Raw genomic sequence first — 24,227 nt, 5'->3', positions numbered from 1 at the left:
TTGGGGGGGGGGGGGGGGGGGGGCGGGGCTGGGGCTGGGCTGGGGGGGGGGGCTGGGGGGGGCAGGCGGGCGGGCATCGGGCACCGAACTGGCGTGGGAAGTGAGGAGCCCGGACGGCCTTGCGCAGACGTCCGGGCTCACCTCACATCGTGAGTGTTACTCGTAGCGACGTACCGCTGATTGCCTGGCCATCTGCTGACGCACATCGAGCTCGTCCACCCATTGACGCCGCACCGGCGCGTTCGTGGCGGGGATGCCGGGCCGACCGGCGTCGTCGACCGGGTAGCCGTAGCTCGGCTGCACCGGACCATAACCGTGCTGACCCGCCGCATGGCCGCGGCTTCCATGGCTCTCGTTGCCGCCGGCGTAACCGAAACCACCGTGCCCGGCACCGGACAATCCGAAGACCGCGCCGCCCTGCCCCGAGCCGGCGTCGGTGAATTCGCCCGCATCGCTGAAGCCGGACCGTGCCGGAGTGTTGGATCCGCCCTGGCCCGAGTGCGTGAACACCGAGTTCGACACGTAACCGCTCTGGTCGATGCCCGCCGTCGCGAACCCGGCGCCGGCGTTGCCGAACTCGGGCTGCGCCGCGCCGAAGGCCTGACCCGCCGCCGGGAACTCGGACTCCTCCGGCGCGGCGAGCCGGAACTGGGCGCCGGCCCGCTCGAACCCGGACTGCTCGTATCCCGCCTGCTGGTACCCCGACTGCTGGTACCCCGACTGCTGGTACCCCGACTGCTCGTACCCCGGCCGCTGGTAACCCTGTTGCTCAAATCCCGGCTGCTCGTATCCGGTTCGTCCGTCTCCCGGCTGCTCGTACCCGAATCGCTCGTGTCCCGGCTGCTCGTATCCGGATGGCTCGTGTCCCGATTGCTCGTAACTCCGCAGCTCGTAGCCTTGCTGCTCGTAAGCTTGCCGCTCGTAGCCCTGATGCTCGTAGCCCGACCGCTCATAGCCCTGCTGCTCATAGCCCCGCTGCTCGGAGCCCCGCTGCTCGGAGCCCCGCTGCTCATAGCTCCGCTGCTCGGAGCCGGGGAACCCGAACACCGCGCCATCCCGGGCCGAACCGGCGGGGGCGAAACCGAAGCCGGGGCCGGTCATCCGGTGCTCGACCGCCGGGGCGTCGGTGACCGCTTGAATGACGGCGGTCTGCCCTTCCGAGCCGGACATCGCGGCCGGGCGCAGGACCGGGGCGCGGGCCGTGGTCGGCTCGGTGGTGACCGGCTGCTGGGTGAGCGCGCCGGCGATGAGGTCGTTGAACTTGACCATGAAGGCGACGGTGATCGGCAGGACGAGCACGCCCCACCAGCTGACCAGCTCGGCCAGGGCGAGCAGGATGCCGAGGACCACGGCGCCCTCGAGGAAGACGAAGCAGAGCAGGCCGCTCGGGGCGAGGTGCCGCAGGCGTAACGCTCGCGAATACAGCGGCTGGTTCGCAATCTCGGCGCGACGCGATCTCACCGTCCGGGTCATCGGGCACCACCGTTCCGCCGGGCCGCCGCCACCGCGAAGACCGCCTGCTCGAGCGCGTAGCCACGGTCCTCGGCGCCGCCCTTGACCGCCGCGTTGCAGTCGGCCGCGGCGCGCATCGCGTCGATCAGACCGTCCGGTGTCCAGCCGCGGCTGCGCTCCTGCGCCCGCTGGATCTTCCAGGCCGGCATGCCGAGGGTGCTGGCCAGCTGGTAGGGATTGCCGCGGCCGGCCGAAGCCACCCGCGCCACCGTCCGCACGCCGTCGGCCAGGGCGTCCGCGATCGGCACCGGGTCGACACCGACGTGCAGCGCCCAGCGGAGCGCCTCGAGCGCGCCGGGCAGGTCACCGACCATCGCGGCGTCGGCCACCGTGAACCCGCTGACCTCGGCGCGGCCCTTGTAGTAACGCGCCACCACCGCCTCAGTGATCTTGCCGTCGGTGTCGGCGAGCAGCTGCGAGCAGGCGGCCGCGATCTCCCGCAGGTCGTTGCCGACCGAGGCGAGCAGCGCGGACGCGGCCGCCTCGTCGCAGCGGACACCGTTGCGCCGGAACTCGTCACGGACGAAGGCGATCCGCTCGCGATCGCCTTTCAGTTTGGCGGCCGGGATGACCTCGGCGCCCGCGGCACGAAGGCCGTCGGCGAAGGCCTTGCCCTTGGCCCCGCCCACATGCGCGACGATCAGCGTCACGTCCGGGTCGGGGTTCTTCGCGTAGGCCAGCAGCGCGGCAGTCAGATCCTTGCGCGCATCCTGACCGCTTCTGATCACGAGCACGCGCCGCCCGCCGAAGAGCGACGGGCTCAGCATCTCGGCCACCTCGCCCGCGACGAGCGAACCCGCCTCGTATTCCCGGACGTCGGCGCCGGGGTCGGCAGCACGGGCGGCCTCGACCGCGCCGGCGATGGCGCGGGCGGCGAGCAGCTCCTCATCACCGTGGACGAGCAGCAAAGGGGCGGGTGGCGCGGCATTCACGCTCAATATCGTCGCACGCTGCACCGACAATTCCGCGCGGCTCACTCCTTCGCGCATGGACGCCGATCACCGAACGCGAAACCCGACATATCGGTGGACGAAGATGCCCCGCCGCTCGTAGAGTCGGCTGCCCAGGCCGAATCGGCCCCTACCGCTACGGTGGCGTTTCGTCCGTTATTGAGCATTGTCACCCGCAATGTCCACCAAGTCGGGTCCCCGATCCGGGCGTGTCGCCCCAAAAGGGACACACAACCGGCATCCCTGTGAGAGACGCGGGTGGTTCTCCGCGAGCCACCACGCGCCCCCTCACGCGGGCGGTTCGCCGCGAGCCACCACGTCCCTCAAGCGGGCGGTTCGCCGCGAGCCGCGACAGCCAGCCCGTCCGCTGCGGCCACGGCGGCGATGTCACCCGACTCATCGGTACGCAGGATGCGCGCACCGCCTCGAGCCAGCCGGTTCAGCAGCGCGCCGTTCGGATGCCCGTAATCGTTGTCCCGGCCGGCCGACACCAGGGCCACCGCCGGGTCCACGGCGTCCAGCAGTTCCGGCGACTGGAGTGCGCTGCCGTGATGCGCCACCTTCAGCACGTCCGCCCGCAGCCCGGCCGCACCGATCCGGCTCACCAGGTCATCCTGCTGCTCGGTCTCCGCGTCACCGAGCAGCAGCACGCTGCGCCCGCCGACCACGGCCCGCAGGATGAGCGAGTTGTTGTTCGGATCGGAGTTGGTCCCGCGCAGCGGCTCACCCGGCCCCACCACCTCCAGCCGCAGGTCGCCCACGGTCCACACCCAGCCGGGCCGGACGGTACGCACCGCGACCCCGCCGGCTCCGGCCGCGCTCTCCACCGTCGCGCGCCCGGCCACCGGTTCCGGCCAGTCCGGCCCGATCACCGACGCCACCCGCCGGCCGCGGAACACCCCGTCCACCCCGCCGATGTGGTCGGCGTGGAAGTGGCTGACGGCGAACAGCACCACCTCCCGCACACCGAGCCGCCGCAGGCAGCGGTCCACCGCGTCCGGTTCCGGCCCGGCGTCGACCACCACCGCCCGCCCCGCGCCGGCCGGCAGCACGACCGCGTCGCCCTGACCGACGGCGCACGCCACGACCAGCCATTGCGGTGGCGGCCAGCCCGAGGCGAGCAGGCGTACGGGCAGAGCGCCCAGCATCGCCCCCAGCGCGACGATTGTGGCGAGCCGCCGGACCACCGCCCGTCGCGCCGCGAACAGGAACGCCACCGTGAGTGCCGCCAGCAGCAGGCCGCCGGCCGTACCGTCCGGCCAGGGCACCGCACCCGCCGGCACCCGTGCGCCGCTGTGCGCCACCACGACCAGCCACGCGGTGGGCCAGTGCCCGATCCAGGCGAGGAACTCCGCGCCGGCCGGCCAGAACGGCGAGATCACGGCCGCCGCGACACCCAGCAGTGTCGCGGGGGCGATCGCCGGCACGGCTAGCAGGTTGGCCGGCACCGCGATCAGGCTGACCGTCCCGGACAGGGCCGCGACCACCGGGCCGCAGGCCACCTGGGCGGCCGCCGGCACGGCGAGGGCCTCCGCGGCGCCGGCCGGCCAGCCCCGCCGTCGCAGGCCGTCCCGCCAGGACGGGGCGAGCAGGAGCAGCCCCGACGTGGCGAGCACGGAGAGGGCGAACCCGGCGTCGCCGGCGAGTTCCGGGTCGGCGACGAGAAGGACGGCGGCCGCAGCGGCGAGCGCCGGCACCGCGGCTCGATGCCGGCCGCCGGCCAGGGCGAGCAACCCGACGGCGCCCATCGCCCCGGCCCGGACGACGCTCGGCGAGGGCCGGGCGAGGATGACGAAGCCGGCGAGCGCGACGGCGCACACCGCTGCCGAGAGCACCGGACCGGCCCGGGCCCGGCGCACCAGGAAGAGCACGACACCGAGCAGGATCGCGACGTTCGTACCCGAAACCGCCGTCAAATGGGTCATTCCGGTCGCCCGGAAGTCCTCCTCCAGGGCCGGATCGAGCCGGCTCGTGTCGCCGACCACCAGGCCTGGGAGGAGGCCGCCGGAGTCATCCGGCAGCGGTTCGCACGCCCGCTGCAGCCCGGCCCGCAGCACACCGGCGCCGCGCTGCGCCCACGACGGCCGCCCGACCAGCCGCGGCGGCTTGCGCGCCGAGATCACCGCCGCACGCAGATCACCGGGCCGCGGCTCCAGCAGCCGGCCGGTAGTGATCACCCGCTGCCCGGGCAACAGGCCACGCCATCCGGGGTCGGCGCCGAGGACCAGCGCGCGGGCGGCCAGGCGGATCGGTGCGGCTTCGTCAGCCCGCACGGTACGCAACTCGACCGCGACCAGATAGGTGGGCGGCCCCGACCCCCGGGGCAGCAGCCGCGGATCGTCCCGGACCACGAGCTCCACCTCGGCGGACACGCCGTCCCGGACGAGCGCCGCCAGTTCCGGGGCCTCCCGCACGGACAGCCGCGCCGCCGTGGAGACGGCCCCGCACCCCACGCCGAGCACGACCGTCACCGCGATCCACCGCACCCGTCGCATCCACGGCCGAACGGACACCGGGCGGCGCGGCGGTGCGGCCGCGGGGCGCAGCAGGAGCAGAAGACCGCCGGTGATCAGGCCGGCGGCGCCGATCAGGAGGCCGGTACGCGCGGACAGGTACAGCCCCGCGAGGGAGGCGAACCAGATGCCGAGGGTGAAGCCGGCCAGACGCAGGTCGGGCAGCCGGTCCCCGCTCATCCGACCGTCACCAGGTCTTTGAGCTGCTCGTACCGGGCGTCGCCGATGCCGTCGACCTTGCGCAGATCCCCGACCGCCCGGAACCCGCCCTGCTGGTCCCGCGCGTCCAGGATCCGCTGGGCCAGCACCGGGCCGACGCCGGGCAGCTCGTCCAGGTCGCGCAGCTCCGCCGTGTTCAGGTTGAGCAGCGCTCCCGGCGCGGCGGCCGGCGGCGAGGCGCCGGGCACCGTCACTGTGCCGGGCGGCGGCGGGACACCGACCATGATGAGTTCGCCGTCGGCGACCCGCCGGGCCAGGTTGAGCGCCGCCACGTCCACGCCGGGCTGGGCGCCACCGGCCGCGGCGAGCGCGTCGGCCACCCGGGCGCCGAGCGGAAGGCGGACGAGGCCGGGTTTGCGCACTTTGCCACCGACCGCGACGACCACCTCCGAGACGGTTCCGCTCGGCGCGTCGCTCGGGCTGATCGTGCCGACCGCCGGCACGTCGACCGTGGTCTCGATCGGTTCCACCCGGGGCCGGGCCCGCCAGGCCAGGAACGCGGCGACCAGGACGACAAGCACGGCCACCGCAGCCAGCGCCCGCACACCGGGCCGGCCGGGGTCGAAGGCCTGCGCCCAGGACCGCTTCTCCCCGCCGAACGCGCCGGCCCCACCGAGCGACGGCTCATCCCCACCGAACGCACCGACACCACCGAGCGACGGCTCGTCCCCGCGGACAGCGCCGACCCCACCGCCGTCCCCGGCCGCCCCGGCCGCCCCGGCGGCTCCGGCCGCTCCGGCCGACTCACCGCCGCCGTCCGCGCTGTCCGAAGGCGACGCGGCAGCCCCATCGGAAGGCCGCGCAGCGGAGGACCCGGAAGGCCGCGCAGCGGAGCGCCCAGCAGGCCGCGTGAGGGAACGCGGAGACGGACCGCTGGAAGGCTGCGGCACGTCGCGCATGTCCTGCCAGACATAGGTGTCTATGTCGCGTTCGACCACCGCCCCGGCGCCGGCCGCGTAAGCACCGGACAAATACGGCACATCAGTCGATGGACCCGGCGGGGCGGCGGTCCGGGCGAACGCCTCGTCCCACGGATAGCCCCGAGCGTCCTCCCACGCCGAACCCGCCACAGAACCAGGGGGTGCAACGGCCACAGAACCAGGCGGCGCAACCACCTCGGCACCGGGCCGGGCGACCGGCTCAGGGTCGGGCAAAGGGCCTGGGCCGGATCCGCCCGCCCAGGCCGTCCCCCGCGGAAAGCTTCGTGAGCCGTCGCCTGGCCCGTCGCCCGCCTCCGGCTCGCCACCGGCGGACGACGCCCCGAAAGGGGGAACGGACCGTGGAAGGTCTTCCTCCGCCCAACTCGGGATGATGTCCGACCAGCTCAGCGGCCCGGTTTCGGCTGCTGGCCGTGGTGCCGGACCCGGTCGCAGCACGGCCCGGAGCCGCGCCGTGACGACGTCACCGCTATCCTTCGCCTCTCGCACAGCCGGAAACTTAGGAACTTCACGAGCCGCCCGCCCGCACCCCTGTGGACAACCTGGCGTTGTGGACAACTCCCGGGGGCCGACGGAACCTGCTAAGGACTGCCTGTGACACCGGATCCGGATATCGTTCGTGAGCTGCGCGCCGCCGGTTGCGTGTTCGCCGAGGAGGAGGCGGCCGTGCTGACCGATGCCGCCGCCGGTCCGCCGGACCTTGACGCGCTTGTCGCCCGCCGGGTCGCCGGTGAGCCGCTGGAGCAGGTGGTGGGGCATGCCGACTTCTGCGGGGTACGGGTCCGGCTGCGTCCCGGCGTCTTCGTCCCCCGGGTCCGCAGCGAACTCCTGGTGCGCACCGCCGCCGCCGAGGCCCGGGACGGCAGCCTGGTGGTGGACCTCTGCTGCGGCTCGGGAGCGCTCGGCCTCGCGGTCCGGCACCGCGTCCCCGGCATCACCCTGCACGCCGCCGACCTGGACCCGGCCGCCGTCGCCTGCGCCAAGGAGAACCTGACCGCCGAAAGCCGGAAAGCCGGCGACGGAGATGAAGGCAACGGAGATGAGGACGTGACCGGCCGAGGCCGCGCAGGCGACGTCCACCAGGGCGACCTCTACGACGCCTTGCCGGCCCACCTCCGCGGCCACATCGACGTCCTCCTGGCGAACGTGCCCTACGTGGCCACCGCGCACCTCCCGTTCCTGCCGCCCGAGGCCCGCGACCACGAGCCCCGCGCCGCCCTGGACGGCGGCGACGACGGCCTGCATGTCTTCCGCGCGGTGGCGGCCGGGGCGCCGGAGTGGCTGGCACCGGCCGGGCTGCTGCTGACGGAGATCACCGAGGCGCAGGCGGCGACCGCGCTGGCGATCGCCGGTGGGAACGGATTGACGGCCACGGTCGTCACCGACGATGATCTCGACGCCTGCGCGATCATCGCCCGGCCGGCGCCGGGGCGATAGGCATTCGGGAGACGGATGTGGGCGTGCTACGAAGGATCGTCCGCGCTCGGCTGGCACGCCGGGTGATCCGTTGCCTGCGCCGCGTCGGTGTCCGAGATGCGCATTATCTACCACGTGTCTTCGGGGTGCGGTTCACCGTGCCCGGCGACGACCGGCCGACGATGCTGCAACTCCGGCCGTTGCTGGCCCGGCGGATCCGGCGGCGGCAGCTGCGAGAGTTCGTGGCGGGCCTGGTGCGTACCCCCGGCCTGCCGACCACCTGGGCGCAGGCCGCACCGCTGCTGCGCCCGGTCCTGCGGGGCGCCGCGCCGGGCGCGCCGCTGCGCCGGACGGCGATGCCGTTCCTCTCCGAGTTCGTCGTGGTCGATCAGCCGGACACGATGACGTACGTGACACCGGCCCAGCTGTCCGTCTGGGGGGTGTCCGCGGACCGGGTGTTCGCGACCGCCCGTGGCAACCTCTCCGGCGCGGTCCTCGCCGGGGTGGCGTCCGGCCCGGTGGTGGTGCGGTTCGTCGACGACGGTGACGCGTACTGGACGTCGCACTTGCTGCTGCCCGGCTGGCTGGACCGGCTGGCCGAACAGGTCGGCGGCGTGCCGGTGGCGTTCGCGCCGGAACGCGGCACGCTGCTGGTCACCGCGGACGGCAGCGAGCACCTGCCCGGGCTCTTCATGCAGGCGGAGGAGATCTACGCGAGGTCGGCGCGGGCGCTGAGCCCGATGGCGTACGTCAGCGACGACCAGGGCTGCACGATCCCCTATCCGGCGCCGGCCGGCCATCCGCTGCACCACCTGGTGGGCCGGGCGGAACGGCTGCTCGCGGTCCGGGAGTACAGCCGGCAGGCCGCCGAGTCGCCGGAGCCGCTGGCGCCGCTGGTGTTGCGGGCCGACGGGCGGGCCGGTTGGCGTACCCGTGCCGTCTGGGCGGTCGACGCGCGCGCCCTGCTCCCGGAGGCGGACGAGGTGCAGCTCGGCGAGCGGGTGGTGCCGTGGGATGCGGTGGCGCCACACCTGAAGGCCGCCGAGGACCTGGACCCGGTCCGCTGGCGCGGGAAGGGCTGGCCGCCGCTCACCGGCGGTGGATGACGACTCCGGCGAGCCCGGGACCGGTGTGCGCGGCGACCACCGCGCCGACCTCGGTGAGGTAGCAGTCCCGCAGGCGGTCACCGAGCCGCATGCTTATCGCGTCGACGAGCGCGGCGGCCCGGTCGGGTGTGCCGAGGTGGTGCACCGCGATGTCGGCCTCCCCGTCGCCGGCGGCCTCGACGGCCAGGTCGACGAGGCGGCTCAGGGCCCGGCCGGCGGTGCGGACCTTGTCGCGGACCACGATGGCACCGTCCGCGACGTGCAGGATCGGCTTGACCGACAGCGCGGTGCCGAGCAGGGCGGAGGCGGTGCCGATCCGGCCGCCGCGGCGCAGGAACTCCAGCGTGTCGACGTAGAAGAACGTGCTGACCCGGGCGGCGTTGTCGGCGGCGGCAGCCCGTACCGTCTCCAGGTCGTGGTCCTTGGCCGCCGCCGCGGCCGCCGCCAGGGCGGGGAAGCCCAGCCCCATCGCGGCTGTCCCGCTGTCCACCACCCGCACCCGGGGGCCGACCTCGGCGGCGGCCAGCATCGCCGCCTCGTAGGTGCCGGACAGTTTCGCGGAGAGGTGCACCGAGACCACGCCGTCGGCGCCGTCGTCGAGCAGCCGGCGGTACTCCGTGACGAACTGCGAGGGCGCCGGCCGGGACGTGCTGACCGCGGCCCGGCGGGTGCCCAGGGCGCGGGCCACCTCGGCGGGCGAAATCTCCTGGCCTTCCAGACCGTCCCAGCCGTTGATGACGACGGTGAGCGGCACGATTGTCAGTTCATACGTGCCGCTCAGCTCGGCCGGCAGGTACGCGGTGGAGTCGGTGACGACCGCGATGGTCATGCAGGCAAGGTACTTGATGAAGCCTCGGGTCAGCTGCCGGCCACGGAGGAGACCCGGAACGGCTCGCCCTGCTGGCAGGTCGACATGACGTCACCGGCCGGCGTGCCGACCACGGTGACCTGGTCACCGGCCTTGATCGACTGCTTGGTGGCGGCGTCATCGAAGATCAGCAGGTGGCCGTCGAGAAGCATGCAGCCGGGCTCGACGCCCGCGGTGATCGTGCCGGTCAGGGTGGTGGTGCCCTTGCCGGCGGACGGCTTGCCGGCACCGGGCTCCGAGGGAGCCGGCGCCGAGGTGGTGGCCGACTCGGGAACGGCGGCAGCCGAGGACGGGGCCGGCGCGGGGGCGCCGGGTTCGGTGCTGGTGCCGGTGTTGTTCGCGCAGCCGGCGGAAAGCGCCAGGAACAGCGCGGCGGGGACGACGCTTCGACGAATCAACATGATTGTCAGACGCTACCGGACCCGCCCGGGTTCCCCCCGGACCGACACCGGACCCGCCGGAGGTCCTCAGACCGCGGGCGGGACCGGCCGGTTGCCGAAGACGCCGACGTTGTAGGCCGACATCTGCCACGCCCGGTCGCCGTCCTGGGTCAGCTCCACCCAGTGACAGTTCTGCAGCGCCCGCAGGGTGCGGACCTGCTCGATCGGCCAGCCGAGCAGGTGACCGAGGCCCTGCCGGGCGGCCGCGCCGTGTGTCGCCGCCACGACGATGCCGCCGGGCGCCGACCGGGCCGCGTCCTGCAGACCGTCGGCGACCCGCTTGCCCAGGTCGTCGAGGGTCTCCACGTCGCCGCCGACGACGTCCTGACCGGCTTTCCACCGGGCGAACTCGTCCGGCCGCTGCTCCGCCACCTCGGCGGTGGTGAGGCCCTGCCAGGCGCCGAAGAACCGCTCCCGGAGCCGCTCGTCGTGACTGACGGTCTGCCCGGTGAGCGCGGCCAGGGCGCCCGCGGTGTCCGCGGCGCGGCGCAGGTCGCTGGCCACGATCGCGTCCGGCCGCAGCGCGGCGAGCAGCTGAGCCGCCTCCGCCGCCTGCCGGCGGCCGAGATCGTTGAGCGGCACGTCGGTCTGGCCCTGGACGCGACCGGCGGCGTTCCAGTCGGTGTTGCCGTGCCGCCAGACGATCAGACGGGTGGTGGTCACGGTGCTTCGGGAGCGGCCGCTCCGGCGTCGACCATGTCACGGTCGACGAACGGAATGGTCGGGCAGTCCTTCCAGAGCCGGTCCAGGGCGTAGAACTCGCGCTCCTCGGTGTGCTGCACGTGCACCACGATGTCGACGTAGTCCAGCAGCACCCAGCGGCCCTGGCGCTCGCCCTCGCGACGCACCGGCTTCGCCTTCTCCGGCAGGTTGACGAGCGCTTCCTCGATGGCGTCCACGACCGCGACCACCTGGCGCTCGTTCGACGCCGAGGCGATGACGAACGCGTCGGTGATGTAGAGCTGGTCGCCGACGTCGATGACGGAGATGTCCTGCGCCTTCTTGTCCGCGGCGGCCTGAGCGGCTGCCATCGCGAGTTCAAGAGCGCGTTCGGTGACGGGCAAAAGAGTCCCCTCAGTAGAGTTCCAGGACTTCAAGCGTCTCACACGGGACTGACATTCCCCGAGTCCCGATAGAGGCTCCGCTTGTTGATGTATTGCACGACACCGTCCGGCACCAAGTACCAGACCGGCAGGTCGGCGGCCACCCGCCTGCGGCAGTCGCTCGACGAGATCGCCAGGGCCGGCACCTCGACCAGGGTCACGCTGTCCTCCGGCAGGCCGGCACCGGAGAGCTCGAAGCCGGGCCGGGTCACCCCGATGAAGTGCGCCAGCTCCAGCATGGTCGTGGCGTCCTTCCACGACATGATCCGGGAGAGCGCGTCGGCGCCGGTGATGAAGTAGAGCTCGGCGGACTGCCCGTACACCGCACGCATGTCGCGCAGCGTGTCGACGGTGTAGGTCGGCCCGTCCCGGTCCATGTCGGCGCGGCTGACGTGGAAGCGCGGGTTGGAGGCGGTGGCGATGACCGTCATCAGATAGCGGTCCTCGGCCGGTGAGACGCGGCCCTTCTCGTACGGCTGGCCGGTCGGCACGAACATCACCTCGTCGAGGTCGAAGCGGGCCTGCACCTCGCTCGCCGCAACCAGGTGACCGTGATGGATGGGGTCGAACGTCCCACCCATGATCCCCACACGCCGTCCGGACATCACCGAAGAATATCTTGGCAGCGGGCGGGTTCAGCCGTCGAGGCGCTTCCGGACCGCGGTCAGCAGGTCCGTCGCGGTGAACGGCTTCTCCAGCAGGGCGACACCCTCCTCCAGGGTGCCCTGCGACGCGAGCACCGGCTGGGCATAACCGGACATGAAAAGCACCCGGGTGTCGGGCCACCGCGCCGTCAGCCGCTCGGCCAGCTCGTTGCCGAGCATCCCGGGCATCACCACGTCGCTCACCAGCAGGTCGATCTCGCCGTCGTGCCGGGCGGCCAGGTCCAGCGCCTGCGTGCCGCCCGCGGCGCAGAGGACCCGGTACCCGGCGCCGCTGAGGATCCGCCCGGCCACGTCGCGCAGCGCGTCCTCGTCCTCCACGACCAGCAGGGTCTCGCCGTGCCCGTCGATCACCGGCAGCTCACCGGCCGCCTCCTCGGGAACCACCCCGGCGCCGGCCGGCAGCAGCACGGTGACAGTGGTGCCCAGCCCGACCTCGCTGCTGATGGCGACCTCGCCGCCGGCCTGGGTGACGATGCCGTAGACCGTGGCGAGGCCCAGGCCGGACCCTTCGGCGCTGCCCTTGGTGGTGTAGAAGGGCTCGAAGGCCCGGTCCAGCACGTCGGCGGCCATCCCCCGGCCGGAGTCGGTGAACCGGAGCCGGATCCGGTCGTCCAGCCGACCGGTGTCGATCACCAGGTTGCCGCCGGCCGGCATCGCGTCGCGCGCGTTCAGGGCCAGGTGGACGAGCAGTTGCTCGATCTGGGCCGGATCGCAGTGCACCGCCGGCAGGCCCGGCTCCGGCCGCAGGATCAGGTGGACCTGCTCGCCGAGGGTGCGGCACAGCAGTTCCCGGCTCCCGGTGAGCAGGGCGTTCAGGTCGACCGGCTGCGGGCGGACCACCTCGCGACGGGCGAAGGCGAGCAGCTGATGGGTGAGGTCGGTGCCGCGTCGTCCGGCGCGGACCACCTGCTTGGCGTCCGCGGCGATCATCGAGACGTCCGGGTCGGCCGACTCGGCCTCCTCGATCACGAAACTCGCGTAGTTCAGGATCACGCCGAGCATGTTGTTGAAGTCGTGCGCGATGCCGCCGGCCAGCTGGCCCAGGCTCTCCAGCCGCCGGCTGCGGTGCGTCTGGGCCTCGGCCCGCAACCGGGCCTGCTCCTCCTCGGCGCGCACCCGCTCGGTGATGTCCCGGACCACGGCCACCGCGAACCGGCCCTGCGGCGTCACGACCACCGTGGTGGACGACTCCACCGGGAACTCGCTGCCGTCCCGGCGGCGGGCGGTGGTCACGATGGTGCCGATCCGGCCGGGCCCGGACTCCGCGATCAGCCGTTCCCGCTCACCGTAGAGCTCACGGGACCGGTCGGTGAACAGCACCGTCACGGACTGGCCCTCGAGTTCCGCGCGCGGCCAGCCGTACATCTGCCCGGCCCGGTCGTTGGCCAGCACGATCCGCGCACCGTCCAGGACCAGAATGGCGTCCGGTGCGGCCTGCAGCAGACCGCTCGCCAGCTGTTCGGACCACTCCACGCGTCACCCCCGTGACCACAGGTTACGAGGTCACAGGGGTGATGGACGGGAGAATCCGGTCAACCGCGCGCGGCCAGCGCGCGGCGCATGTCGTCGTCCGCGTCCTGCACCACTCGGCGCAGGATCGGGTTCAGGCCGGTGCGGGCGAGCAACGCGGCGGCGAGCTGCCGGGTCCGGGCGGAGACGGCCACGTCGGGGTACGCCGCCATCGCCGCCTTCTCCGCGCTCATGCCACTGCGCACCCGCATCATCTCCGGCATGTCGGCGAAGTAGCGTTCCGCGTACCCGGTCAGCAGGTCGAGCTGCTCGGGCTGCCAGAAACCGGCCGCGGTGAGCTCGGCGAGCCGGTTGGAGAGCGAGCCGTCAGCGACCACCGCGGTCCAGGCGGCCTCCTTGGCGGCCGGGTCGGGCAGCGCGGCCCGGCAGCGGGCGGCCCACTGCTGGCCGCTGGCGCTGTTGTCGGCCTCGAGTTCCGCGTCGATCGTGCCGGTGCTGGACGCGCCGAGCACGGCGAGCCGGTACTGGACGAGCCAGCGCAGGTCGGCATCGACGGTGAGCCCGGCGGGGACGTTCTCGCCGGCCAGCCAGCCGCGCAGGCGGGCCACGTCGACGGTCGAGCCGATCAGGCCGCGCACCGCCGCGAGCTGGCCGGAGCTGCCGGGCGGCGACGCCGCGAGCAGCCGGTCGGCGGCCTGGGCGAGCAGCTCCAGCGCGGCCGGGCGGGTCTGCGGGGTGGCGTACCGGTCGACCAGGCCCCGGGCGGCCCGCAGGACGTCCTCGACGATGACCACCTCGGTCTCCGTCGGCAGCGCGGCGAGCACCAGGGTGACCAGTTCGGCGACCGGGCGCTCACCGTCCACCACGGCGTCCAGGGTGGCGGCCCAGATCACCGCGCGGGCCAGAGAGTCGTCCAGCAGCGGCAGCAGGGCGGGCACCGCGGCCGCCGAGCCGGCGTCCAGGCGGATCTTCGCGTAGGTCAGGTCACCGTCGTTGAGCAGCAGCAGGTCGGCGGCGGGCGCGCCGGTCAGCTCGGCGATCACGGTACGCCCGGACGCGTCCAGCTCCGCCTCGATGTGCCGCCGCCGGACCACGGTGCCGTCCGCGGCCCGGTCGAACAGGCCGATGCCGATCCGGTGCGGCCGCAGCGTCGGGAACCCGTCCGGCGCGGTCTGCACCACTGCCACCTCGGCGTAGTTCGCGCCGTCCCGCCGCACCTCGGCCCGGAGCGTGTTGACCTGTGCCCGGCGCAGCCACACCTCGGCCCAGCCGGACAGGTCGCGACCACTGGCCTTGGACAGCGCCCCGAGCAGGTCGGCGAGGGTGGCGTTGCCGTACGCGTGCGCCTCGAAGTGCGCGTTCAAGCCGGACAGGAACGCCTCGTCACCGAGCCAGGCGACGAGTTGCTTGAGCACTGCCGCGCCCTTGGCGTACGAGATGCCGTCGAAGTTGAGCAGCGCCGCGTCGGTGTCGGTCACCTCGGCCGGCGCCACCGGGTGGGTGGACGGCCGCTGGTCGGCGCGCAACCCCCACGCCTTGCGGTGGATCGCGAACGTGGTCCAGGTGCCGCGGTACCGGGTGGCCTCGGCCGCGACCCGGGTGCCCAGGTACTCCGCGAACGACTCGTTCAGCCAGAGGTCGTCCCACCAGGCCATGGTCACCAGGTCACCGAACCACTGGTGGGCCATCTCGTGGGCGATCACATTGGCCCGGTGCTCGCGCTCGCTCTCGGTCACCACCGAGCGGGGGATCATCTCGTCGCGGAAGACGACCAGGCCGGGGTACTCCATGGCGCCGAAGTTGAACTCCGGGGCGAACGCCTGCTGGTAGTGCCCGAAGGGGTAGCGGATGTCGAACATCTCGTGGAACCGGTCCAGGCACCGCTTGGTGACCTCGAAGATGTCGGCGGCCTCGGCGTCCAGGTGCTCGGCGAGCGCGGCCCGGGCGTAGAGCGCGAGCGGGATCCCGTCGTGCTCGTCGGTGCGCACGTGGTACCGGCCGGCGATCATCGACGCCAGGTAGGTGGAGATCCGCCTGGTCGGCGCGAACTCCCAGCGGCCGCCGTCCCGGGAGACGAGCGTGCCGTTCGTCGCGACCGTCCAGTCCGCCGGCGCGGTGACGCTCACCTGCCAGGACGCCTTCAGGTCCGGCTGGTCGAAACAGGGCAGCACCCGGCCGCCGTTGTTGATGAACAGGTGCTGGTAGAGGTAGACGTTGCCGTCCGCCGGGTCGGTGTACCGGTGCAGGCCCTCGCCGTCGATCGAGTACCGCATCGCGGCGTCGGCGACGAGCTCGTTCTCCTCGGCCAGACCGGTCAGCCACAGGCGGCCGTCGCGGACGGTGCCCGGGTCGACGGCGACGCCGTTCAGGGTGAGCGAGGTGATCTCGGCGGGCTCGAACTCGAGGAACGTCGCGGCACCGGCCCGGGCGCGGAAACGGACAACCGCCCGGGATCGGAACGTGTCGCCGCCCTCGGTGACGTCCAGGTCGACGGAGTAGGTCTCGACGTCGACGACGGACGCCCGCTCGGCGGCCTCGGCACGGGTCAGGGTCGGCATGTCAACATCATGCCTGTCAACCGGTGACGCCCGGACAGGGGCACTCGACCACTGTGACCACCGGCGCTAACCTGGTCACATGCGCGTTCTGAACCACAACTGGTGGCTGCCCTGACCGGGCGGCACACCGACACGCGCGATCCACTCCCGCGGCCGCCCCTCCGGGCGGCCGCGACGCGTTTCACCACGGTCTTCCGGGCGGGTGCGGTCACCCGTACACCCGCAAGGAGATCGACATGGCACCCACCCGCCGCCTGACCGGCTTCAAGCCCACCGGGCACCTTCATCTGGGCAATCTGCTGGGCGCTCTGCGCCCGCTGATCGCAGCGCAGGACCGCAGCGAGTCGATCGCGCTCATCGCGGACCTGCACGCGCTGACGATGGATCATGAACCAGCGAGGGTACGGGCCCTCGCCCTCGAACAGGCCACCGTGATGCTGGCCGCCGGAGTGGATCCGGAACGCACCCCGATCGTCCTGCAGTCGCACGTGACCGAGCACACCGAGCTGCACTACCTGCTGGAGTGCGCGACCGGTTTCGGCGAGGCGTCTCGCATGATCCAGTTCAAGGAGAAGTCGGCCGCCGACGGGCCGATCCGGCTCAGTCTGCTGACCTATCCGGTGCTGATGGCCGCCGACATCCTGCTCTACGACACCGACGAAGTGCCGGTCGGCGAGGACCAGAACCAGCACCTGGAGCTGACCCGGACGATCGCGCAGCGGTTCAACGGGCGCTACGGCGAGACGTTCCGGCTGCCCGGCGGCGTGCGGCCGGGCAGCGCCGCGCGGGTGATGGACCTCGCCGACCCGGGAACCAAGATGGGCAAGAGCAACGCGTCGGGAGCCGGGCGGATCGGTCTGCTGGACCCACCCGAGACGGTACGCCGCACCGTCGCGCGGGCGGTCACCGACGAGTTCGCGCAGGTCCGCCGTCATCCGGACCAGCCGGGCGTGACGAACCTGATCGACATCCTGGCCGGGTGCAGCGGACGGGAGCCGGCCGATCCGGTCTCCTACGGCGCCCTGAAACGCGAGGTCGCCGACGCGATCGAGGCGCTGCTCGAGCCGATCCGGGCGCGGTACGCCGAGCTGGCGGACGACCCGGCCCACGTCCGCGAGATCTTGGCGCGGGGCGCGGCCCGGGTGCGTCCGATCGCCGCGGCAACAGTACGCCGTACGCGTGCCGCCATCGGCCTACTGGACTAGCGCCGGGAGCGTCTTCTCGAAGCAGACCGTGCGCGGGTCGCCGGCCGAGGGCACCCGCGCATAGCCGGACGATCGGTAGAGGGCGATCACCGCCGCCAGCTGGGCGCCGGTCTCCAGCCGGATCACCAGCCGGCCGGCGGCCAGCGCCTCCTCCTCGATCGCCACGATCATCTGGCGGGCGAGGCCTCGGCCGCGGTGCGCGGGGCGCACGTACATCCGGGTGATCTCGGCGGCGCCGGCGCCGGTGGCCTGCCAGCCGCCGCAGGCCACCGCCCGGCCGTTGACCACACCCACCAGGTACGCGACGTCGTCGTGCGGCTCGAATATCCGGTCACCGCCGCCGATACCGGCCTCCGCCAGTTCACGCTGCTGAGCGGTGATCAGGGCGGCCAGTTCCGGGTCGAGCGCGGGACGATTCTCGATCAGCACGGGCGTGACTCTAGGTGACGAGCCTTTCCAGCGGGTTGCCGAGAACTGGCCTATGCCCTATTCGTCGGTGTCGCCCTCGTCGTCGAGGTCATCGTCGTCGTCGCTGACCAGCACGGGGACGTTCGAGTTCTTGACGCTGGTGACCGTGCCGTCCGCCGCCATGTGCTGGATCTCGTCCTCGGAACGGACCCGGCGAGCCTTGCGGGCGGCGAGACGCTGCGCCGCGCTGGGCCGGGTGTCGAGCTCCTCGAGACGGGAGTCGGTGCCGCGCGGGCCAGTGATGTACTCCCCCGCGTTCGGCTGCCAGTCGAACTCCCGGTCGCCGATCCGGACCGGGTCGCCGGCCTGCGCGCCCTTCTTGCCCAGCATCGCCTCGACACCGAGCCGGTCCATGCGGTCGGAGAGGAAGCCCACGGCCTCGTCGTTGTCGAAGTTCGTCTGCCGGACCCACCGCTCGACCTGGGTACCGCGGACCACGAACACGCCGTCCTCGTCCTGCTCGACGGTGAAGCCGGCGTCGTCGACCGCGCGGGGACGCAGCACGATCCGGGTCGGCTCCTCGATCGGCTTGGCCGCCCGGTTCTCCGCGACGAGCGCGGCCAGGGCGTAGCCGAACTCCCTGAGACCTTCGCGGGTGACCGCGCTGATCTCGAAGACCCGGTAGCCCCGGGCCTCGAGATCGGGGCGGACCATCTCGGCGAGGTCCCGGCCGTCCGGGATGTCGATCTTGTTGAGGACCACGAGACGCGGCCGGTCCTCCAGGCCGCCGTACGCGGCCAGCTCGGCCTCGATCGCGTCCAGGTCGGCGAGCGGGTCCCGCTCGATCTCCGGCGCCGCCGCGTCGAGCACGTGCACCAGCACCGAGGTGCGCTCGATGTGCCGCAGGAACTGCATGCCGAGGCCCTTGCCGGTGGCCGCGCCCGGGATCAGGCCGGGCACGTCGGCGATGGTGAACGTCTCGTCACCGGCCTGGACCACGCCCAGGTTGGGCACCAGGGTCGTGAACGGGTAGTCCGCGATCTTCGGCTTGGCCGCGGACATCACCGCGATCAGCGACGACTTGCCGGCGGACGGGAAACCGACCAGGCCGACGTCGGCGACGCTCTTGAGCTCCAGCACCACGTCGAGCTGGTCGCCCGGCTCACCCAGCTCGGCGAAGCCCGGCACCTTGCGCCGGGTGTTCGCCAGCGACGCGTTGCCCCGGCCGCCGCGGCCGCCGCGGGCCACCTCGAACTCGGTGCCGTTGCCGACCAGGTCGGCCAGCACCTCGCCGTCGAGGGTCTGCACGACAGTGCCGTTCGGCACCTTGAGGATCAGGTCCCGGCCGGTCGCGCCGTCCCGGTTCGAGCCGGCGCCACCGGCGCCGTTGTTGGCCTTGACGTGCGGGTGGAAGTGGAAGTCGAGCAGCGTGTGCTGCTGCGGGTCGACCACCAGCTTGATGCTGCCGCCGTGCCCGCCGTTGCCGCCGTCCGGTCCGCCCAGCGGCTTGAACTTCTCCCGGTGCACGGAGACACACCCGTGCCCGCCGTCACCCGCCTGCAGGTGCAGCACTACCCGGTCGACGAACGTGGTCACTTCGCACTCCTAGCGACGTATAAAAACAACAACGGGCCGCGGACCCGAGGGTCCACGGCCCGCTGTAAAGAAAAACTACTCCGCGACCGGCACGATGCTGACGGTCTTGCGGCCACGCTTCGTGCCGAAGAGCACGTTGCCGTGGGCCAGAGCGAAGAGCGTGTCGTCGCCACCACGGCCGACGAGGTCGCCCGGGTGGAACTTCGTCCCGCGCTGACGGATCAGGATCTCGCCGGCGCTGACCAGCTGACCACCGAACCGCTTCACGCCGAGGCGCTGTGCGGCGGAGTCACGGCCGTTACGCGAGCTGGATGCACCCTTTTTGTGAGCCATGGCTGCGCCTACTTCCCGCTGGAGATGCCGGTCACCTTGACGCGCGTCAGCGGCTGGCGGTGCCCCTGGCGCTTGTGGTAACCGGTCTTGTTCTTGAACTTGTGGATCCGAATCTTCGGTCCCTTGGTGTGCTCGGCAATCTCGCCGGACACCGTCACGCTGGCAAGCTTGGCCGCATCGGTCACCAGGTTGTCACCGTCGACGAGAAGCACCGCGGCCAGGGTCAGGGCGTCGCCGGGCTGACCCGTGAGCTTCTCGACCTCGATCACGTCGCCCTCGGCAACCTTGTACTGCTTGCCGCCGGTCTTGACGATCGCGTACATCGGACGCGGACTCCCTGAGACTTGCGCAACCGGAAACGGCTGCTGGCGGATGTTGCTTGGCTCCGGCAGGCGCTGCGAGGCGCGCACGGAACAGGTGCCCGGAAAGGCACCGTCGGCAAGACTACTTCATCGCAGGCCCGAGACCCAAACCGGGCCGGACCTGCCGGGCGTCAGCCCCGCCCGCAGGCCTTGTCCAGCGTGGCGTGCAGGGCCGCCAGCTTCTTGTCGTCGAGTTTCTCCAGGTCGCCCTTGAGCGCGGTCACCTGGTCGCCCATCGCGGCGAGGGCGTCCTTGAGCTTCGCGTCGGCCGCCAGTTTCGCCATGTCGTGCAGGGCGAACGAGAAGTTCTGCACGTCCCGGGCGGCCTTCTGCTCAGCGTTCGTCTTGGCCTGGCCGCCCTGGCCGGCCGCCTCGGTCAGCAGGCGGTAGTCCTCGGCGAACGTCTGCCCGAACGCGGTGCTGGTCCGGGATGCCTGCTCGCAGATCGCCTCGGAGTCGGCGGAGAGCGCGGCGTCGCCCTTCGCGGGGGTGCCGCCCTTGCCGGTGGACTCACCGGCGGCGGGCGCGGACGCCGCAGCCGAGGCCGCGGACGCCCCGGCCGGAGCGGTGGCCACCGGGGCAGCGGCCGTCGCACCGGAGTCGCCGGCGTCACCCGAGTCGCCGCCGGAGCAGCCGGCGAGGGCCAGGAGCAGGGCGGACAGGCCTGCCGCCGCGTGGATGTGGATGCGCATGGATTCGGTCTCCTCGGGGGGCAGGGATCGATCCCGCCGAGGGTATCCGCAGTTAAGTTTCTTTACAACTAACTCCGGCCGGCCCGGTGCCGCTGCCTGGTGTCGCCAGGCAGCGGTGCCGAACCGGCCGGATATGACCTCGTCAGGGCCGGGTACGCCGTCGCGTGCTGCTCCGGCGGGACCGGCGCCGGCCGGTCGTGCCCGCCCCGACGGAGTCCTCGTCCTCGTCGTCCTCGGCCGCGTCCGGGTCGTCCGAGCCGGCCAGCCGCAGCGGCTCCTCAGCCTCCGCGTACTCCACGCCGTTCGCCCCCGCCGCGTCACTCGCCGCGGGCGCGGCGCTCGGCTCCGGGGAGTCGTAGCGGGACAGGTCGTAGCCGCTGATGTCGTACTCACTGCCGTCGTTCGACGTGAGTGCCGGCTTCACCGGCCGCGAGATGATCCCGGACCCGGCGACCGGCGGCGTCGACACCGGCCGAGTCACGGCTTGCTGAGCAGCGACCGGCTGAGCAGCGACCGGCGGGGTCACCACCGGCGGTGCCTCGGCGACCTGCGCGACCGGGCCGGCCTGTGCCTGCACGACCGGGTCGGCCTGTGCCTGCTCGCCCTCGGTCCGGCCGGTAGCGGTGTCCGCGCCCGGCCCCGGAGCCGCGGGCTCCGCCACGACCGCGCCCTCGACCGGCTCGGGCCGCACGGCCTCGGACCGGGTCTCGGGCTGAACGACCTCCGGCTGCGCCGTCTCGGCCGCGGTGCCGTTGTCGCCACCGCGGCGGCGGCGCTTGCCGCTCGCTGCCGGCTGCTGCGTCTGCTGCTGCTGCGGCGGCGCCTCGGTCCGCACCGCGGCCGCCACCGCCTTCACCTGGCTGCCACCGCCACCGCCGCCGTTGGAACGCTTCTCCGGCACCGGCTCGGGGTGCACGATCACGCCGCGGCCCTTGCAGTGGTCACAGGTCTCGCTGAAGACCTCGAGCAGACCCGATCCGATCCGCTTCCGGGTCATCTGGACCAGGCCGAGCGAGGTGATCTCGGTGACCTGGTGCTTGGTCCGGTCCCGGCCCAGGCACTCGGTGAGCCGCCGCAGCACCAGCTCGCGGTTGCTCTCCAGCACCATGTCGATGAAGTCGATCACCACGATGCCGCCGAGGTCGCGCAGCCGCAGCTGACGCACGATCTCCTCGGCCGCCTCCAGGTTGTTGCGGGTGACCGTCTCCTCGAGGTTGCCGCCGGCGCCGGTGTACTTACCGGTGTTGACGTCGACAACCGTCATCGCCTCGGTCCGGTCGATCACCAGGTGACCGCCGGACGGCAGGAAGACCTTGCGGTCCAGCGCCTTCATGATCTGCTCGTCGATCCGCCACTCGGCGAAGGCGTCCGCCACACCGGTGTGCCGGCGCAGCCGCTCCACCAGGTCCGGCGAGACCGAGTCGAGGTAGTTCTCCACCTCGGCGTACGCCTGCTCGCCCTGCACGATGAGCTCGCGGAAGTCCTCGTTGAACAGGTCGCGGACCACCCGGATGACCAGGTCCGGCTCCTCGGAGAGCGCCCGCGGCGCGTTGCCCTCGGCAGCCCGGGCCTGGATGTCCTCCCACTGCGCCTGGAGCCGCTTCACGTCCCGCGCCAGCTCGTCCTCGCTGGCGCCCTCGGCCGCGGTCCGGACGATCACGCCCGCGCCGTCCGGGACCAGCTTCTTCAGGATGTCGCGGAGCCGCTTGCGCTCGTTGTCCGGCAGCTTGCGGCTGATCCCGGACGCGTTGCCGTTCGGCACGTAGACCAGGTGCCGGCCGGAGAGCGCGATGTGGCTGGTCAGCCGGGCGCCCTTGTGGCCGATCGGGTCCTTGGTGACCTGCACCAGCACCGAGTCGCCGGAGCGCAGCGCCTGCTCGATCGAGCGGGCGCGACCCTCCAGGCCGGTGGCGTCCCAGTTGACCTCGCCGGCGTAGAGCACCGCGTTGCGGCCGCGGCCGACGTCGACGAAGGCCGCCTCCATGCTGGGCAGCACGTTCTGCACCTTGCCGAGGTACACATTGCCGACCATGGTGCCGGACGTGGCCCGGGCGACGTAGTGCTCGACCAGGATGCCGTCCTCAAGGACCGCGATCTGGGTGCGGTCGGCCTTCTGCCGGACCACCATGACCCGGTCGACCGCCTCGCGGCGGGCCAGGAACTCCGACTCGCTCAGGATCGGCGGGCGGGTCCGGCGCTGTTCCCGGCCGTCCCGGCGGCGCTGGCGCTTGGCCTCGAGCCGGGTCGAACCGGAGACGCCCTGCACCTCGTCGGTGCGGCGCGGCTCACGGACCCGGACCACGGTGTGCACGCCGTCCTCGATGCCGCCGACCTCGGCGTCACCACCGGAGCCCTTGCGGCGGCGGCGACGGCGGCGGCGGGTGACCCCGTCACCGTCGGTCTCATCGCCCTCGTCGCCCTCGTCGGACGACGCCTCGGCACTCTCCTCGGCGTCCTCGCCGTCCTCGTCCTCGGCGTCGCCCTCGTCCGACTCGTCCGACGGACCCTTGCCGCGGCCACGGCCACGACGGCCCCGGCGACGGCGGCGGCGACCCGACTCCTCGTCGTCCTCGGAGTCGTCGTCGGCGCCGTCCTCGGCGTCGTCGGCGGACTCGTCGGTCTCCTCGGCCACCGGCTCCTCGACGGGAGCGGCCACCTCGGCGGTCTCGTCCCCGGCGCCACGGCGGCGGCGGCGGGACCGGCGGTTCGTCTCGGCCGGAACCTCGAGTTCCTCGGCCGGCTCAGCGGCGGGCGCCTCGGCGACGACCTCGGCCGGCGGTTCGGCGGCGGCACCACGACGGCGGCGACCCGCCGGAGCGGTCTGCTCCTCGGCCACCGGCTCGGCAACGGGCTCGGCGGCGCCACGGCGACGACGGCCGACCGGCGCGGCAGGCTGGGCCTCGGCGGGGTCCGGCGGCATGAAGAGTACGGCGGGCGGCAGCGCGGCCCGGCGGGCCGGCGACGGTCCGGCCGGCAGTTCCTCGACGAAGTCGTCGTCGAGCGGCAACACGCCGACAACCGGTGCGCCGGCCGAACGAGCGGCCGAGGCAGCCTCGATGGCGGCGTCGGCGAGCAGCTCTTCCTCGGTCTCCTCCACGTCGGTCTCGGCCGCGGGCGGCTCGATCACCGGGGCGGGAGCCGGCTGGCTCTTGGTGCGGCGGGCCCGGGTGGCCTTCTTGACCGGAGCCGGGGCCTCAGCGGCAACGGCGTCCGGCGCGACAGCAGGTGCCGCGGTGGCCGACGTCGCGGCCGGCTCGGCGGCGGCGTCCGGGGTCGCAGTGGTGGTCGGGGTGGCAGCGGTGGTCGGGGTGGCAGCGGCCGCCGGGGCGGCAACGGCTTCCGTCGCGGGAGTTTCGGCAGCAGGAGCAGCAGCCTTGCGGCGGCTGCGAGTGGCCTTCTTCACCGGAGCTGGAGCCGGAGCGTCGGCAGCCGCCTCAGCCGGAACGTCGGCGGTCCCGGCGGCCGGGATCCCCGCGACCTGACCTGCCGGCCCCCCGGCAGCAGACGCGGACGCCTCACCGGCAGCTGAAGCGGGCGCCTCACCGGCAGGTGCGGACGCGGCGGCGGCCGGCGCGGCAGCCTTGCGGCGGCTGCGGGTGGCCTTCTTCGCCGGCGGTGGATCGGTCGCCGCGATCTCCGCGGCGGCGCCGGGCTCGGCGCCGGCGGACTCGCCGGAAGCGACAGGGGTGGTGCTCTCCGGACCCTCGGCCTCCGGCGGAGGCGCTGCCGCCTTGCGACGCGGTGCGCGCGTCCGGCGTGCGGGGGTCGTGGCTGCGGCGGTATCACCGGTCGGAGGAACTGCTCCGTCCCGTTCACCGCCCGGTTCTCCCAGGTTCGCTGGGGGCTCGTTATCGAGCATGGGGCGCTCTCCAG

At 73.0% G+C, this 24,227-nt stretch carries 19 protein-coding genes and 1 pseudogene; 3 read left to right on the top strand and 17 right to left on the bottom strand.

Translation table 11 applies throughout. The features are described 5' to 3' along the window. Positions 1–1,227 precede the first annotated feature (1,227 nt). The 4 genes and pseudogenes from LPA41_RS38880 to LPA41_RS38865 form a co-directional block, all read right to left on the bottom strand. A pseudogene (locus LPA41_RS38880) lies at positions 1,228–1,473 on the bottom strand (hypothetical protein); the annotation flags it as partial. Beyond that, positions 1,470–2,501 (bottom strand): DNA polymerase III subunit delta, encoded by a 1,032-nt coding sequence (holA, locus tag LPA41_RS38875; protein WP_255691598.1) that lies wholly within the window; start codon positions 2,499–2,501, stop codon positions 1,470–1,472. The pseudogene LPA41_RS38880 and the gene holA, both read right to left, overlap by 4 nt. A gap of 284 nt (positions 2,502–2,785) precedes the next feature. After that, a complete protein-coding gene (locus LPA41_RS38870) occupies positions 2,786–5,155 on the bottom strand; it encodes a ComEC/Rec2 family competence protein (RefSeq protein WP_229076503.1) in 2,370 nt (789 codons plus the stop codon). Further along, positions 5,152–6,165: a ComEA family DNA-binding protein gene (locus LPA41_RS38865; RefSeq protein WP_229076502.1), complete on the bottom strand. Its 1,014-nt coding sequence runs from the start codon at positions 6,163–6,165 to the stop codon at positions 5,152–5,154. The genes LPA41_RS38870 and LPA41_RS38865 overlap by 4 nt, the downstream gene beginning before the upstream one ends. A 561-nt stretch (positions 6,166–6,726) precedes the next feature. Here LPA41_RS38865 and LPA41_RS38860 point away from each other — a divergent pair. Both LPA41_RS38860 and LPA41_RS38855 read left to right on the top strand, forming a co-directional pair. Beyond that, a complete protein-coding gene (locus LPA41_RS38860; RefSeq protein ID WP_229076501.1) occupies positions 6,727–7,569 on the top strand; it encodes a methyltransferase in 843 nt (280 codons plus the stop codon). 125 nt (positions 7,570–7,694) lie between these two features. Continuing rightward, entirely contained in the window at positions 7,695–8,654 is a 960-nt protein-coding gene (locus tag LPA41_RS38855; protein ID WP_229076500.1) for a hypothetical protein, read from the top strand. Here the strand turns inward: LPA41_RS38855 and LPA41_RS38850 are convergent. From LPA41_RS38850 to pepN, 7 genes are all read right to left on the bottom strand, one after another. Continuing rightward, the gene (locus LPA41_RS38850) at positions 8,638–9,483 is read right to left on the bottom strand and encodes a DegV family protein (RefSeq protein WP_229076499.1); all 846 of its coding nucleotides are present in this window, start codon (positions 9,481–9,483) and stop codon (positions 8,638–8,640) included. The two genes, LPA41_RS38855 and LPA41_RS38850, sit on opposite strands and share 17 nt — an antisense overlap. 29 nt (positions 9,484–9,512) lie before the next feature. Then, entirely contained in the window at positions 9,513–9,923 is a 411-nt protein-coding gene (locus LPA41_RS38845) for a hypothetical protein (protein WP_229076498.1), read from the bottom strand. A gap of 66 nt (positions 9,924–9,989) precedes the next feature. After that, the gene (locus LPA41_RS38840; RefSeq protein ID WP_229076497.1) at positions 9,990–10,625 is read right to left on the bottom strand and encodes a histidine phosphatase family protein; all 636 of its coding nucleotides are present in this window, start codon (positions 10,623–10,625) and stop codon (positions 9,990–9,992) included. Beyond that, positions 10,622–11,026, bottom strand: coding sequence for a ribosome silencing factor (gene rsfS, locus LPA41_RS38835; RefSeq protein WP_229076496.1), 405 nt, complete (start codon positions 11,024–11,026; stop codon positions 10,622–10,624). Before rsfS ends, LPA41_RS38840 begins: the two co-directional genes overlap by 4 nt. A gap of 38 nt (positions 11,027–11,064) precedes the next feature. Next, positions 11,065–11,670 carry a nicotinate-nucleotide adenylyltransferase gene (gene nadD, locus LPA41_RS38830; protein WP_229076495.1) on the bottom strand — a complete coding sequence of 202 codons (606 nt, stop codon included), beginning with the start codon at positions 11,668–11,670 and terminating at the stop codon, positions 11,065–11,067. A gap of 30 nt (positions 11,671–11,700) precedes the next feature. After that, on the bottom strand, positions 11,701–13,203 hold the full coding sequence (locus LPA41_RS38825) for an ATP-binding protein (RefSeq protein WP_229076494.1): 1,503 nt from the start codon (positions 13,201–13,203) through the stop codon (positions 11,701–11,703). 59 nt (positions 13,204–13,262) lie between these two features. Beyond that, positions 13,263–15,758, bottom strand: a complete 2,496-nt coding sequence (gene pepN / locus LPA41_RS38820) for an aminopeptidase N (protein WP_229076493.1) — start codon at positions 15,756–15,758, stop codon at positions 13,263–13,265. Positions 15,759–15,994: 236 nt separating this feature from the next. Here pepN and trpS point away from each other — a divergent pair, with 236 nt between their 5' ends. After that, entirely contained in the window at positions 15,995–16,963 is a 969-nt protein-coding gene (trpS, locus tag LPA41_RS38815; protein ID WP_229076492.1) for a tryptophan--tRNA ligase, read from the top strand. On the opposite strand, the gene LPA41_RS38810 is transcribed toward trpS, so the two are convergent. From LPA41_RS38810 to LPA41_RS38785, 6 genes are all read right to left on the bottom strand, one after another. Beyond that, a complete protein-coding gene (locus LPA41_RS38810; RefSeq protein WP_229076491.1) occupies positions 16,952–17,392 on the bottom strand; it encodes a GNAT family N-acetyltransferase in 441 nt (146 codons plus the stop codon). The genes trpS and LPA41_RS38810 overlap by 12 nt on opposite strands. Before the next feature lie 57 nt (positions 17,393–17,449). Next, a complete protein-coding gene (obgE, locus tag LPA41_RS38805) occupies positions 17,450–18,967 on the bottom strand; it encodes a GTPase ObgE (RefSeq protein ID WP_229076490.1) in 1,518 nt (505 codons plus the stop codon). Positions 18,968–19,042: 75 nt separating this feature from the next. Continuing rightward, a complete protein-coding gene (rpmA, locus tag LPA41_RS38800) occupies positions 19,043–19,300 on the bottom strand; it encodes a 50S ribosomal protein L27 (RefSeq protein ID WP_229076489.1) in 258 nt (85 codons plus the stop codon). Between the two features lie 8 nt (positions 19,301–19,308). Next, on the bottom strand, positions 19,309–19,623 hold the full coding sequence (gene rplU, locus LPA41_RS38795; RefSeq protein ID WP_229076488.1) for a 50S ribosomal protein L21: 315 nt from the start codon (positions 19,621–19,623) through the stop codon (positions 19,309–19,311). 170 nt (positions 19,624–19,793) lie between these two features. Continuing rightward, positions 19,794–20,354 carry a hypothetical protein gene (locus tag LPA41_RS38790; RefSeq protein WP_229076487.1) on the bottom strand — a complete coding sequence of 187 codons (561 nt, stop codon included), beginning with the start codon at positions 20,352–20,354 and terminating at the stop codon, positions 19,794–19,796. Between the two features lie 142 nt (positions 20,355–20,496). Next, positions 20,497–24,213, bottom strand: coding sequence for an Rne/Rng family ribonuclease (locus LPA41_RS38785; protein WP_229076486.1), 3,717 nt, complete (start codon positions 24,211–24,213; stop codon positions 20,497–20,499). Between the last annotated feature and the right edge of the window lie 14 nt (positions 24,214–24,227).

Origin of the sequence: Actinoplanes sp. DH11 (assembly GCF_020873875.1) — a bacterium.
In the GTDB taxonomy this organism is placed as follows: domain Bacteria; phylum Actinomycetota; class Actinomycetes; order Mycobacteriales; family Micromonosporaceae; genus Actinoplanes.
The sequence above is the reverse complement of the archived record's forward strand: the minus strand, read 5'-3'. Positions and strand labels throughout refer to the sequence as shown.

Excerpts from the sequence above, each read along its gene's own strand:
- holA (WP_255691598.1), bottom strand. The coding sequence starts at position 2,501 with ATGCGCGAAGGAGTGAGCCGCGCGGAATTGTCGGTGCAGCGTGCGACG.
- LPA41_RS38870 (WP_229076503.1), bottom strand. The coding sequence starts at position 5,155 with ATGAGCGGGGACCGGCTGCCCGACCTGCGTCTGGCCGGCTTCACCCTC.
- LPA41_RS38850 (WP_229076499.1), bottom strand. The coding sequence starts at position 9,483 with ATGACCATCGCGGTCGTCACCGACTCCACCGCGTACCTGCCGGCCGAG.
- LPA41_RS38845 (WP_229076498.1), bottom strand. The coding sequence starts at position 9,923 with ATGTTGATTCGTCGAAGCGTCGTCCCCGCCGCGCTGTTCCTGGCGCTT.
- nadD (WP_229076495.1), bottom strand. The coding sequence starts at position 11,670 with ATGTCCGGACGGCGTGTGGGGATCATGGGTGGGACGTTCGACCCCATC.
- pepN (WP_229076493.1), bottom strand. The coding sequence starts at position 15,758 with ATGCCGACCCTGACCCGTGCCGAGGCCGCCGAGCGGGCGTCCGTCGTC.
- trpS (WP_229076492.1), top strand. The coding sequence starts at position 15,995 with ATGGCACCCACCCGCCGCCTGACCGGCTTCAAGCCCACCGGGCACCTT.
- rpmA (WP_229076489.1), bottom strand. The coding sequence starts at position 19,300 with ATGGCTCACAAAAAGGGTGCATCCAGCTCGCGTAACGGCCGTGACTCC.
- rplU (WP_229076488.1), bottom strand. The coding sequence starts at position 19,623 with ATGTACGCGATCGTCAAGACCGGCGGCAAGCAGTACAAGGTTGCCGAG.
- LPA41_RS38790 (WP_229076487.1), bottom strand. The coding sequence starts at position 20,354 with ATGCGCATCCACATCCACGCGGCGGCAGGCCTGTCCGCCCTGCTCCTG.
- LPA41_RS38785 (WP_229076486.1), bottom strand. The coding sequence starts at position 24,213 with ATGCTCGATAACGAGCCCCCAGCGAACCTGGGAGAACCGGGCGGTGAA.